This is a genomic window from Blautia sp. Sow4_E7 (assembly GCF_052116245.1).
In the GTDB taxonomy this organism is placed as follows: Bacteria; Bacillota; Clostridia; order Lachnospirales; family Lachnospiraceae; genus Blautia_A.
Window position 1 is genome coordinate 81,843 of record NZ_JBQKLL010000003.1, and the last position, 12,139, is coordinate 93,981.

Genomic DNA, 12,139 nt, shown 5'->3' on the forward strand with positions numbered 1-12,139 from the left:
CTCCTTTCTTATTATAAGGACTTTACTGTCTCTTTGATTGTAACCAAGGATTTCTTAGGTCCTGGAACAGCACCTTTAACTAACAGTAAGTTATTCTCTGTATCTACGCGTACGATCTCAAGATTCTGAACAGTAACCTGCTCGCTTCCCATATGACCTGGCATGTGTTTTCCTTTGAATACCTTGCTCGGATCAGAACAAGCACCATTGGAACCTGCATGACGATGATATTTGGAACCGTGAGCCATAGGTCCTCTGGACTGTCCATGTCTCTTGATTGCGCCCTGGAAGCCTTTACCTTTAGAAACAGCTGTTGCATCGATGTGATCGCCAGCTGCGAAGATATCAGCTTTAATTTCCTGTCCTACTTCATATTCAGCAGCGTTCTCGAAACGGAATTCTTTAACGAATCTCTTAACTGCAACGCCTGCTTTTGCAAAGTGGCCTGTTTCCGGTTTGTTCACCAGTTTCTCTCTGATGTCGCCGAAGCCAACCTGAACTGCTGTGTATCCGTCGTTCTCATCTGTTTTAACCTGAGTTACGACACATGGACCAGCCTGTAAAACGGTTACCGGAATTAACATTCCATCTTCGTTGAAGATCTGAGTCATTCCGACTTTGGTAGCTAAAATAGCTTTCTTCATCTTTCTTCCTCCTATAGCGGATTGCCCTTTCGGGTAATCATATAATAAATAGCTAAATGCTTATGCATTTACAAAATTAATTATTTTACCTTCATCTTGATGTCGATATGAACACCAGCAGGCATTTCCAGTCTGGACAGTGCATCAACTGTCTTCTGGGTTGGAGCAATGATATCAATCAGTCTCTTATGTGTTCTCTGCTCGAACTGCTCTCTGGAATCTTTATATTTGTGAACAGCTCTTAAGATTGTAACAACTTCCTTCTTAGTTGGAAGCGGAACCGGTCCGCTAACTGTTGCACCATTCTTCTTAACAGTGTCGATGATCTTTGCAGCAGATGCATCTACTAACTGATGATCGTAAGCTTTTAATGTGATTCTCATTACCTGATTTGCCATAAAAAAAGTCTCCTCCTATTCGTACTCACTATCAGTACGACAAGCGGCGACTGTACACATCTCCGTGTGTGTCCTAAAACAACTTCCTGCTTCGAACTTTCCTCTCACACGTCCCATCCCTAGATGGCTATTGAACTTGTACAGTGACTTGTCGTCAGTTTCCTAACTTGACATTCGCTCCACGGAAAACCCGCCTTACTTGGCGGCAACCTCACGCTTCATCGCTATCATGTCACAACAGATATTAGTATACACAATGTTTTTACAAATTGCAAGTGTTTTTTTCAAAAAATGTAGATATTTTTTTGTACTAATTTTAATACAATTTTAGGCTGATTATTTATGAAATTTCCTGTTTCTTCCTATTATATAGTGTATATAACTTTAAAAGACAGGCCTCAATGGACCTGCACCCGCATAGCGGGTAGTTTATTATCGTCAAGTTCTCGTGCAAGCACGTACTTCAGCCCGTTGTCTGCGAAAAAAAGAAGAGACACCATCTGGCATCTCTTCCTTCTTATTATAATGAATCAATCTTCATCATCGTAGTAATCTTCATCGTCGTCTTCGTCATCAGCAAAGATATCGGAATAATCAAATAAGGTAACCTTCGTGATCTCATCCTTCACAATATCAGGAGCGTCTCCTTCTTTCTTTGCCTTGGCTGCAAGCTGTGCCGGTGAATATCTGGGGATTGCAAGCTTCTTGATCTCTACTGGCTCATCATCCTCTTCTTCGATCTCCGGAGCTGCTTTCTTCTTCGGAGCAGCTTTCTTTGTCTGTGCAGCTGGCTTGGCAGACTTCTTAGCTGGCTTACGGTTCTGGGCTGTAGCAGCAGCAACTTCCTTCTTCAGAAGCTCATGTGCTTCGCTTGTTGCGCTCTGTACTGTTTTTGCAGGACGTTCCTCTTCTTCTGTGTCGAAATCATCCTCATCGATCTCATCTACAAAACCGCCTGTACGGATCTTACGCTTTTCTTTCTTGCTGCGTTTGCCCTGTGCTTTGATCTCGCGCTCTTCATCGCGGTATTCACGCTCTTTGCGTTTTTCTTCTCTCTTAAGCTCTTTGCGGCTCTTTACGTATCCAGGCTCTGTGTCCTCCGGATAGTCATCGTCATAATCATCTGGATCTCTTTTCCAAAGCTCTGCGATCACATAAAGGATGATCAGGAAAAGAACGGTAAGTCCTAATACGATCAGACCTTCAATGCTCTTGGTGGCAGCCATCAGATATCCGATAAATGGAATCGTCACTACGATCTTCGGAAGGTAGCTTCCGATTGCCACATTGATAGGCTGTCCCTGGGAAATAGTCGGGTCCATGGCAGTTCCTGTGCCGCTTGCAACATCTGCACTTGCAAGTGTGTAACGGTAAACTGCATCGTTCTCATCGTTTACAAGGATCGGTGTACCCAGAGCTGCTTCTTCGGTTTTAACCGGAATTGCATATGTAACAGATCCCATTGCCAGGTTTGACTTGACTGTGGAGTCGTCCCGGATTTCGGTAGTCACTCCGAAGAACGGAGGTACCGCTAATGCAATCACACAAAGTATGGTGCATATCACAACAAAATGTACTATAAATTTAAGAAATTTAGACATTGGTAACCATCCTCACTTTTTATGGCAGCCATTACTGGTTGCTCAGATACTGTTCAATACTGCTCATTGCAGCTTCTTCATCTTCACCATTAGCAGAAAGTGTAATCTCCTCACCGGCATCCAGTCCCAATGTCATCATACCCATGATACTCTTGGCATTGACTTTCTTCTTGCCTACTTCTACATAGATCTCACTGTTGAACTGACTTGCCACCTGTACAAGCTGCGCAACGGGTCTGGCTTCAAGTCCTGTGGACAGGTGAATGGTGATTGGCTTTTTAATCATAATAACTCCTCCTTGTTTTCCCTCAGGTCATCCGCGAGCAGGCTTAGCTTTCGAAGCCGATGATTTACTCCGGACTTTCCAACCTGTGGGTTCAACATCAATCCTAATTCTTTAAGTGTTGCTTCCGGATACTGCAGCCGCAATTTCGCAATCTCTTCCAGACCTTCATTCAGACTCTCCAGACCCACCTTTTCCTCAAGAAGTCTGATGTCCTCGATCTGCTTCACTGCTGCATTTACCGTCTTATTTATATTTGCAGTCTCACAGTTAACCTTCCGGTTCACAGTATTGCGCATTTCCTTCACGATGCGGATATTCTCCAGATCCATAAGCGCAACGTTTGCTTCCATGATTGCCAGCATATCCACAATCTGTGCTCCTTCTTTCACATAGAGCACATAAGACTTCTTGCGAAGCACGATCTTGGCGTCTATGTGAAAGCTGCGGATGATCTCCTGCAGCTGCCCGCCAATCTCCTGACTGGGGCACACAATCTCAAAATGATAGCCCTTCTGTGGATCGCTGATGGATCCTGCCGAGAGAAAAGCGCCGCGTACAAACGCCCTTTTGCAGCAATCCCTCTGATATACAATGGAATTGGATACAAGCGGCATTCCTCCGCTGATCCCCGAAAATTCCAGCTTGGCAGAATCCAGTATTTCTCTGATAAGCTTCTCATCGGTAATAGAAATACAGGAAAGATTCCCCCTCCTGAAACAGTCAATCCGGGAATTTGATACATCTGTCTCTATATTAAATGTTTTTTGCAATAATGTAAAGCCTTTTCTTGAAAGTGCCTCATTTTCTGTCTGGATACGCAGGGATTTTTTCCCATCCGTTCCATTCTCCAGGCTGCCGCAGAAGGTAAAGATTGCAGCCAGTTCCGCAATCCTGCAATGCCTGCCGGAGCCAATGTGCCTGGAAAGCTCTTCTTTCACCATCCCTGAAAAAGACATTCCACGATCTCCTCTTTTTTATTTTTTCAATAGGCGATCTTTATCCACATCTCTGTGCTCCAGCCGGAATCCATATTCGCCGTTTCTGGCGATGCGGCTGTATAATTCCCGGGCAATGGTAACAGAACGGTGTTTTCCACCAGTACATCCAATGGCGATCACCAGGCTTGTTTTGCCCTCCTGGGCGTATTTTGGAATGAGAAACTGGATCATATCCTCCAGCTTATTGGCAAAGATCCTGGCTGTTTCATTATCCATTACATAATTAAACACGCTTTCATCCATACCGGTAAGCGGCCGCAGTTCATCCTCATAATATGGATTGGGAAGAAAACGCACGTCAAATACCAGATCGGCATCTGCCGGGATTCCATATTTAAATCCAAAGGACAACACTGTAACCATCATATTACAGAATTTCTCATCATTCACAAAGATCTTCTCAATCTCCTGCCGGAGTTCTCTTGTGAGAAGATGACTGGTATCAATAATGTAATCTGCTCTTTTGCGGAGAAAATCCATCTTCTCACGTTCCAGACGGATTCCATCATCCACTCTTCCGTTGTTTGCCAACGGGTGGCTTCGTCTGGTCTCTTTATATCGTTTCACCAGTACCGAATCTTCTGCATCCATAAACAGGATTTCAAAATCATAGCCGGCTTCTTTCATATGATCCAGAACCTTGGCCAGTTCCTCCAGAGATCGTCCGCTTCTGGCATCAATCCCAAGAGCTGCATTCTGGACTCCCTCTTCGTGTACCTCCAGCATCAGGGAAGCAAATTTCTCCACCAATGGAATCGGAAGATTGTCCACGCAAAAATAATGGGCATCCTCCAGCATTTTCAGCACAGTGGACTTGCCTGCGCCGGAAACACCTGTAACTATTACAAATCGCATAACTTATCTCCTGCTTGGCAGATGAACGCACCTGCCTCTTTTGTGTCTAAAACGGACATGCCGCCTACCAGCGGCATCCCCTATATGCCTCTAAAAGTCTCCTAAAAACTTTACCTCAGGCTCAAGCTTCACGCCGAATTTCTCCATCACGATCCTCTGAACGTCAGCCATCAATGTGGTAACATCCTTCGCCGTGGCATTTCCCGTATTGATCACAAAGCCACAATGTTTCTCTGAAACCTGGGCGCCGCCAACCTGATAGCCACGAAGCCCGCTGTCCATGATCAGCTTGCCTGCAAAATAGCCTTCCGGTCTTTTAAACGTACTTCCTGCACTTGGGTAGGAAAGGGGCTGCTTGCTGCTTCTCATGCCTGCCAGCTCCTGCATACGGCTTTTAATCTCATCCTGGTCGCCTTTCTTTAAGGAAATCACAGCTTCCAGAACGATATAACCAGCTTCCTTTATAATACTGGTGCGGTATCCCATTTGGAGTTCCCCTGCCTGCAAGGTAACAATCTCGCCTTCCGGAGTCAGAACTGTCACTTCTTTCAGAACATCCTTCATCTCACCGCCATAAGCGCCTGCATTCATTACCACCGCGCCGCCTAAGGTTCCGGGAATTCCTCCGGCAAATTCAAAGCCTGTCAGGGAAGCTTCCCTTGCCATGGCCGCGATCCCGGATAAAAGTGCTCCCGCCTGGGCATGAATTTCATTTTCCTTAAGCGTGATCTGTCCAAAGCTTCGGTACAGCTGTATGATAACACCACGATAACCTTTATCGCTTACAAGCAGATTGCTTCCATTTCCAAGAATGAAATAAGGTACTTCTTCCTCTTTGCAAATAGCTATAAGTTTCTTTATCTCATCTGTATTCTCTGGTGCTACAAATAAGTCAGCTGGTCCACCGATTCGGAATGTAGTATGCTTGCTCATCGGCTCAGTTTCCAGAACCCGGTCAGTCCCCAGGATTTCCTGAAAGCGCTGTTTTATATTTACATTCACAGATTTACATCCTCAATCTTTCTATATTAAACTTTCTTTCACAACCATGCGGCAATCCTATTCTGTCCATTGCCGCATCGTTTTATTATACTATTTAACCACACAAATGTACAGGAAAAACGCATATTTTTCAAGATTCTTTCCATACTAAAGCGAGACAAAACACGCATTTCTAATCGAAAGGAGTCCATATTCATGCTGCAGCAAATTTTCCTGTCCGTCATCGGTTTCTGCTCCGGAATCATTATCGCAGGCGGTGTAGTCGGTCTGCTCATTGGTCTTTCCATAGTGCCAAGATATGCAGGCGTCACCCACACTGGAAAACATATCTTATTATATGAAGATATTACGCTTCTTGGCATTGTATGCGGTAATCTGTTCTTTCTCTATAACTGGCATATTCCAGGAGGCACCTTCGCCCTGATCCTCTACGGGCTTTTCTCCGGGATCTTCCTTGGAGGATGGATCATGGCTCTGGCTGAGATGGCAGATGTTTTCCCTATCTTTTCCAGAAGGATCAAACTGGCCAATGGGATCCGCTGGGTTGTGATCGCTGTCGCACTGGGAAAAACCTTAGGTTCCCTGTATTATTTTTATAAGCGGTGGTTCCCGTAATATCTCTTATAATAAATAGGAAGGAACATGTTTGCCAGACTTTCCTTTTTTTGCATTCTTTGCGGTCTGAGCACTTTCTTCCTTACTTTCCGTCCAGGCTACCGGGCATTCTTCTGACAATCCGCGATACCATTTCCGATAATCTGCCGGAGAGCATCCCATCTCTTTGCGGAAGGTTTCAGAAAAATAGCTTGCCCCTGCAAAACCGTTTTCCACTGCAATATTTCCCATGGAGGCTGTTTTTTCCAGGACTGCGTCCATGCTGTTCCAGATTCTGCATTTCTGAAGATATTCAAACGGAGTCATCTCCATGTGCTTCTTAAAGAAGCGGCAGAAATCACCGGTGCTCACCTGGCAGGCTTCTGCCATAGCCGCAAGCGTCATTTTCTCATTGCAGTGTTCGGTGAGATAACCAGTCATACGGTTCAGCTTCGCCCGCTCGCGGATCACCGCATTCTTGCACTCCGGTGCCAGCTGCACAAATTTTTTGTAAAGGCTTCCCCATGCTGTAAAAAGCCAGCTCTTCATATCCAGCTCGTAAGCCATATCTCTGCCCTCAGCGGTCTGCGCAGCAGCCAGAAGTGCCTGCAAAAGAATATCCTCGTCTGTATCTTCCTCTGCTGACGGCATAAATCTGCAATAAGAAAAAGCCTCTGCTTCTGCAACTGGAGCAATATACTTGCTCTTAAGGCTTTCATCTCCAGCAGCAAGATATTCTCCAGCCACCTCAATGATATAAAAACTACAACTTTCATTCTCACTTCTAACCAGGCGATAAGACTGGCCAGCATTGATAAACAGCGCCTCACCAGCTTCCAGGTCCACCTTTTCCTGATTTACCTGGCCCTGCATTTCTCCCTCTTCTGCCAATAAAAAAGTAAATACATCACCACTCATACATGGCATATGTCCAAATTCCGGCTGAAGCAGCTCCAGTTTCCGGATTCTGATCTTATTCTCAGATTCCTCTGTGAGAAGCTGTACTCCTTTTCCTATAAAATAGTTTCCCATAAAGCACCTCTCTTCTTTCGTTTATATTCAAAGTAGTTGCTGTTCACGGTCTCCCAGACAACATGGGAAGCATTTCCTGTGAACATTAACCGAACCAGTTATTGTACTGACGGCAGATTCTCGCCCGGCTTTTAGCAATAACTATAACAATACTATCATAATATTATAAATCCAGCTAAAAATAAAGTATATTTTACATGTTTTTTCACATAATAGGGATAAACAAACAACATTCCATAAGATATTTCGGAAACGGAATCCCTCCAACACATCCGTTTCTCATCGCAGCAGGAGGCATTTATGAACAATTCCATGCAAAAAGAAAAGCAGAAGCAATACGCCGATTATGTAAAACAGATCACTCCCACACATAGCCTTCCCATGAATATGGCAAAGGCATTTGTCACTGGCGGTCTGATCTGTGTTCTCGGGCAGATTATAACAAATTTTGCAAAATCCAGAGGCTTAGACCAGGATATGGCCGGAACCTGGTGTTCTGTTACCCTGGTTTTCATCAGTGTGATTCTTACTGGATTCAATCTTTATCCCAAAATTGGAAAATTCGGCGGGGCCGGCAGCCTGGTTCCCATCACCGGCTTTGCCAATTCCGTAGCCGCACCAGCCATCGAATATAAAGCAGAAGGGCAGGTCTTTGGAATCGGCTGCAAAATTTTTACCATTGCAGGCCCTGTTATCCTCTACGGGATCATGAGTTCCTGGGCTGCCGGGGTGATCTACTATCTTCTGAAAATAATGGAGGTGATTTCATGAATTCACAGACACCAGCCAGACTGACCGGCTCTGCCAGCATGAGCTTTCAAAATCCGGTTTACATTGCAAGCTGCGCATCTGTCGTTGGAAAAAAGGAAGGGGAAGGACCTCTTGGTGACAAATTTGATCTGGTCTGTGAAGAGCCTATGTTTGGGGAAGATACCTGGGAAGCTGCAGAAAGCACCATGCAAAAGGAAGCTGCCACATTAGCCCTTGGAAAAGCAGGGCTCACCCCCGGTGACATCCGTATGACCTTTGCCGGTGACCTTTTGGCCCAGACCACCGCCTCATCCTTTGGAATTGCAGGAATGGGAATCCCCTTTTACGGACTTTTCGGGGCCTGCTCCACTATGGGAGAATCCCTTTCCCTTGGCGCCATGTCCATTGCAGCCGGATACGGAGAACATATTCTCTGCGCCACTTCCAGCCATTTTGCCAGTGCGGAAAAAGAATTCCGTTTTCCTCTGGCTTACGGGAACCAGCGGCCACTCTCTGCCACCTGGACGGTTACCGGGAGCGGGGCCTGTGTTCTTTCCGGTGCTATGCCCGCGGCGGAAATCCCGGGTAAGACAGAACCTCTCGCAACCGAAAAAGGCGGTGTCCAAATAACGGGACTTACCACTGGAAAGCTGGTTGATTTTGGGCTTAAGGATTCTTTAAACATGGGCGGATGTATGGCACCAGCAGCCTGCGATACCATTTACCAGAATTTTTGTGACTTTGACCGGACACCAGAAGACTATGACGCTATTTTTACCGGTGACCTGGGTGCTGTAGGGAAACGGATCCTACTGGATCTGTTAAAAGAACAAGGATATGATATAGAGTCCGTTTATCAGGACTGTGGACTTTTGATCTTCGATGGAGAAACACAGGACACCCACTCCGGAGGAAGCGGATGCGGATGCAGCGCTTCTGTACTGGCAGCCTATATTCTGCCAGAGCTGGCCAGGGGAACCTGGAAACGGGTGCTCTTTGTACCTACAGGAGCATTGCTTTCTAAGACAAGCTTTAATGAAGGTGATTCCATTCCAGGAATTGCACATGCGGTGGTGTTGGAGCACTGCCAGAGATAAGGAGGTCATTCCATGGATTACTTCAACGCATTCTGGGTAGGCGGCCTGATCTGTGCCCTTGTCCAGATTTTACTCGATAAAACCAAACTAATGCCCGGCCGCGTCATGGTGCTTCTGGTATGCACTGGCTCTATCCTAGGCGCCCTTGGCATCTACCAGCCCCTGATCGATTTCGCCGGAGCCGGAGCTTCCGTTCCATTGCTCGGTTTTGGAAACACCCTGTGGAAAGGATTAAAAGAAGCCATTGACAAAGACGGTTTTATCGGTCTCTTTACCGGAGGCTTCACCGCCTGCGCAGCCGGAGTTGCTGCTGCACTGATTTTTTCTTATCTGGCAAGCTGGGTATTTAAGCCAAAAATGAAAGAATAACAATGTACTTTTCCTTACCAGTAACCAGTGATTTTACAATGTATATTCATGTAGCAGGTCATTTCAGGAGCGGTTTTAATGGAGACGAGATCCGATGGTTACGAAGACTTAGCCGAGAGGGCTCTCCCGAGCGGCTTAGTCGTAGTTACCAGCTAGCTCATCGGAATGTTGCGATGACCTGCGGTGAATATACATTGCAAAATCGCGTCCGGGAAACCATATACTAAACGGAGTGAAATCTATGAGCGACACACTATACATTCAAACTGAAGAAAACGTGGAGGTGCATCACCCCCACGTCTATCTCCAGGACATTGCCAAACTGTCCTGCACCAATTCCAAAATTTTAAGCCGTCTGCGCGTCCTCCCCGTAGCAAACCTGGACCCGGACAAGCCAGGCCGGTATGTAATTTCTGTTATGGATCTCATAAACGATATCCAGCCCAAAGAGCCAGACCTGGATATTACTCACATGGGAGAACCAAATTTCATCATCACCTACCAGAAAGAAGGAACTGTCAATCTTGTTATAAGATGGTGTAAAGTCATCTTCGTCTGCCTCGCCACCTTTTTCGGCGCAGGCTTTTCCATTATGACCTTTAACAACGACGTAGACATCCCAGCCCTTTTCGAGCAGATCTACACCCAGGTCACCGGCCAGCCCACAACCGGCAATACCGCCCTGGAAATCTCCTACTCCATCGGCATCGGTCTTGGCGTCCTGTTCTTCTTCAATCATTTTGGAAGAATAAAGCTCACCGACGATCCTACGCCTATGCAGGTACAGATGCGTCTATATGAAGATGATGTAAATACTACCATCATAGAAGACAATTCACGAAAAAAGGAGTAACCATTTACGGCTGCTCCTTTCCAATTATCCCTCAGACATTTTCACAAAAATCTGTCTTTACACTCTGTTCCCTTTTCCTAAAATCGGACTTAAACCACAATGTCCCAAGCACACTTCCTCTCGAATAGATGCTTTTAAGTAAAATCCAAAATATTATTTCTTCTCATCCAGCAGTACCACACCCTGAGGCGGATTCTGGTTGATTGCACCTACGATTGGATGAGGGACGTAAGGTTCTTCCAGAAATGCAATGTCTTCCTGGGTAAGTTTTACGTTTAAGGCTCCCACGCCGTCATCCAGATAAGCGGCTTTCGTTGCTCCGATGATCGGGGCTTCTACGCCTTTCGCCCAGTGCCATGCAACAGCGATCTGGGACATTTTGCACTGGTATTTCTGGGCCAGCTGGTGAACGCGGTCTACGATCTTCATGTCGGCTTCTTCCATGCGGTCATATTTTCCCATAGCTACCCGGTCGGTCTTGCCGCGGAGACTGTCCGATTTCCAGGAGGCTGCTCCATGTTGCTCATTCCGGAAAGAACAGCCAGAATGCCATCCAGAGAAGCTGCAAAACGGATTGCATAGCTGGATGGGGAAAGTGCAGCATCATTTTCCTTCATCTTCTTCTGGGCCTCTTCCGGGACTTTGGCAAGCATGCCGCCTTTTACCGGTTCCATAATTACCACCTGAAGACCGTGTTTACGGATCACTTCGTAGCATTCCTTTGCCTGGATAAATGGCTCTTCCCAGTCATAGTAGTTCACTACGATCTGAACGAATTCCACCTCTGGATGCTCATTTAAAATACGATCCAGAGATTTGGCATCATCATGCCAGGAGAATCCGATGTGTTTGATCCGGCCTTCTTCTTTCCATTTTTTCATGTGTTCAAAAAGATTGGCTGGTTTTACTTCCATCTCATAGATCAGTCGGTTTAGGTTATGAAGCAGGTAATAATCCAGATATTCCACGCCGCATTTGTCAAGCTGCTGCTGGAAAATGCCATCCACTTCCTCTTCCTTTGGCATGATAAAGGTAGGGAATTTGGAAGCCAGGGTATAGCTGTTTCTGTCGTGTCTTTCTGTCAATGCTTTGCGGATTGCTTCCTCGGAAGCTCCGTTATGATAAACAAAGCTGGTGTCAAAATAGGTAAAGCCTTTTTCCATGAAAAGGTCTACCATATTTTTCAGCTGTTCTAAATCAATATCAGTCGGATCTTCACTGTTTACCGGAAGTCTCATAAGTCCAAATCCAAGTTTTCCAAGTGACATAGTAATTTTCCTCCTATTCCAATATAATCCCCAGGCCGCTCCCGCGGTCCTGGTATCCTTAATATTCTTTCTGCATATAGTGTACTTTTCTTTTATTATGATGTACAACACCAATATTGAAATCTGCTATATCAAAATCGAATAGTGAATACAGATTATATATTCCCATAACTCCTTCAAAATATAGCATAACCTTTACTATAAACCATAAAAAGGAGACCTAATAAAATGATCGAAACTTCTCTTCTTGAACAGTTGGCCGGCTTTGCCACATACGGAACCCTTTCCGAAACCGCCCGCCAGCTCCACACTTCCCCTTATCCCCGGAAACCTTTTACAGCAAAAAATGCGGGCATGAAGATCTGTATCTTTCCCTCTCTCCCAACACCCCT

15 protein-coding genes are annotated in these 12,139 nt (G+C 45.6%); 5 read left to right on the plus strand and 10 right to left on the minus strand.

Annotated elements, in window-relative coordinates; genetic code table 11:
• Nucleotides 1–11: 11 nt before the first annotated feature.
• From rplC to murB, 7 genes are all read right to left on the minus strand, one after another.
• Nucleotides 12–644: a 50S ribosomal protein L3 gene (rplC, locus tag ACTQ50_RS03165; protein WP_117852520.1), complete on the minus strand. Its 633-nt coding sequence runs from the start codon at nucleotides 642–644 to the stop codon at nucleotides 12–14.
• A gap of 80 nt (nucleotides 645–724) precedes the next feature.
• Entirely contained in the window at nucleotides 725–1,042 is a 318-nt protein-coding gene (gene rpsJ / locus ACTQ50_RS03170; RefSeq protein WP_441482927.1) for a 30S ribosomal protein S10, read from the minus strand.
• 530 nt (nucleotides 1,043–1,572) lie between these two features.
• A complete protein-coding gene (locus ACTQ50_RS03175; protein WP_441482928.1) occupies nucleotides 1,573–2,643 on the minus strand; it encodes a hypothetical protein in 1,071 nt (356 codons plus the stop codon).
• Nucleotides 2,644–2,674: 31 nt separating this feature from the next.
• Complete coding sequence (locus ACTQ50_RS03180) at nucleotides 2,675–2,929, minus strand: HPr family phosphocarrier protein (RefSeq protein WP_118581220.1); 255 nt, start codon at nucleotides 2,927–2,929, stop codon at nucleotides 2,675–2,677.
• Nucleotides 2,926–3,885: a DNA-binding protein WhiA gene (gene whiA, locus ACTQ50_RS03185; RefSeq protein ID WP_441482929.1), complete on the minus strand. Its 960-nt coding sequence runs from the start codon at nucleotides 3,883–3,885 to the stop codon at nucleotides 2,926–2,928. The genes ACTQ50_RS03180 and whiA overlap by 4 nt, the downstream gene beginning before the upstream one ends.
• 18 nt (nucleotides 3,886–3,903) lie before the next feature.
• Complete coding sequence (gene rapZ / locus ACTQ50_RS03190; RefSeq protein WP_441482930.1) at nucleotides 3,904–4,782, minus strand: RNase adapter RapZ; 879 nt, start codon at nucleotides 4,780–4,782, stop codon at nucleotides 3,904–3,906.
• Between the two features lie 90 nt (nucleotides 4,783–4,872).
• Complete coding sequence (gene murB, locus ACTQ50_RS03195) at nucleotides 4,873–5,784, minus strand: UDP-N-acetylmuramate dehydrogenase (protein WP_441482931.1); 912 nt, start codon at nucleotides 5,782–5,784, stop codon at nucleotides 4,873–4,875.
• A 195-nt stretch (nucleotides 5,785–5,979) separates the two neighbouring features.
• Between murB and ACTQ50_RS03200 the strand changes: the two genes are divergently transcribed.
• Nucleotides 5,980–6,399, plus strand: a complete 420-nt coding sequence (locus tag ACTQ50_RS03200) for a stage V sporulation protein AB (protein ID WP_441482932.1) — start codon at nucleotides 5,980–5,982, stop codon at nucleotides 6,397–6,399.
• Between the two features lie 6 nt (nucleotides 6,400–6,405).
• Here the strand turns inward: ACTQ50_RS03200 and ACTQ50_RS03205 are convergent, their stop codons facing one another.
• Nucleotides 6,406–7,410 carry a helix-turn-helix domain-containing protein gene (locus ACTQ50_RS03205; RefSeq protein WP_441482933.1) on the minus strand — a complete coding sequence of 335 codons (1,005 nt, stop codon included), beginning with the start codon at nucleotides 7,408–7,410 and terminating at the stop codon, nucleotides 6,406–6,408.
• Nucleotides 7,411–7,722: 312 nt separating this feature from the next.
• Between ACTQ50_RS03205 and ACTQ50_RS03210 the strand changes: the two genes are divergently transcribed.
• From ACTQ50_RS03210 to ACTQ50_RS03225, 4 genes are all read left to right on the plus strand, one after another.
• On the plus strand, nucleotides 7,723–8,181 hold the full coding sequence (locus ACTQ50_RS03210; RefSeq protein WP_441483038.1) for a SpoVA/SpoVAEb family sporulation membrane protein: 459 nt from the start codon (nucleotides 7,723–7,725) through the stop codon (nucleotides 8,179–8,181).
• Entirely contained in the window at nucleotides 8,178–9,257 is a 1,080-nt protein-coding gene (locus ACTQ50_RS03215; protein ID WP_441482934.1) for a stage V sporulation protein AD, read from the plus strand. Before ACTQ50_RS03210 ends, ACTQ50_RS03215 begins: the two co-directional genes overlap by 4 nt.
• Nucleotides 9,258–9,269: 12 nt before the next feature.
• Nucleotides 9,270–9,626, plus strand: coding sequence for a stage V sporulation protein AE (gene spoVAE, locus ACTQ50_RS03220; protein ID WP_294673587.1), 357 nt, complete (start codon nucleotides 9,270–9,272; stop codon nucleotides 9,624–9,626).
• Between the two features lie 241 nt (nucleotides 9,627–9,867).
• Complete coding sequence (locus ACTQ50_RS03225) at nucleotides 9,868–10,479, plus strand: stage V sporulation protein AA (RefSeq protein WP_441482935.1); 612 nt, start codon at nucleotides 9,868–9,870, stop codon at nucleotides 10,477–10,479.
• Nucleotides 10,480–10,632: 153 nt separating this feature from the next.
• On the opposite strand, the gene ACTQ50_RS03230 is transcribed toward ACTQ50_RS03225, so the two are convergent.
• Together ACTQ50_RS03230 and ACTQ50_RS03235 are read right to left on the minus strand one after the other, a co-directional pair.
• Entirely contained in the window at nucleotides 10,633–10,941 is a 309-nt protein-coding gene (locus tag ACTQ50_RS03230) for an aldo/keto reductase (RefSeq protein ID WP_441482936.1), read from the minus strand.
• Between the two features lie 2 nt (nucleotides 10,942–10,943).
• Nucleotides 10,944–11,747: an aldo/keto reductase gene (locus tag ACTQ50_RS03235; protein ID WP_441482937.1), complete on the minus strand. Its 804-nt coding sequence runs from the start codon at nucleotides 11,745–11,747 to the stop codon at nucleotides 10,944–10,946.
• Nucleotides 11,748–12,139: the final 392 nt, after the last annotated feature.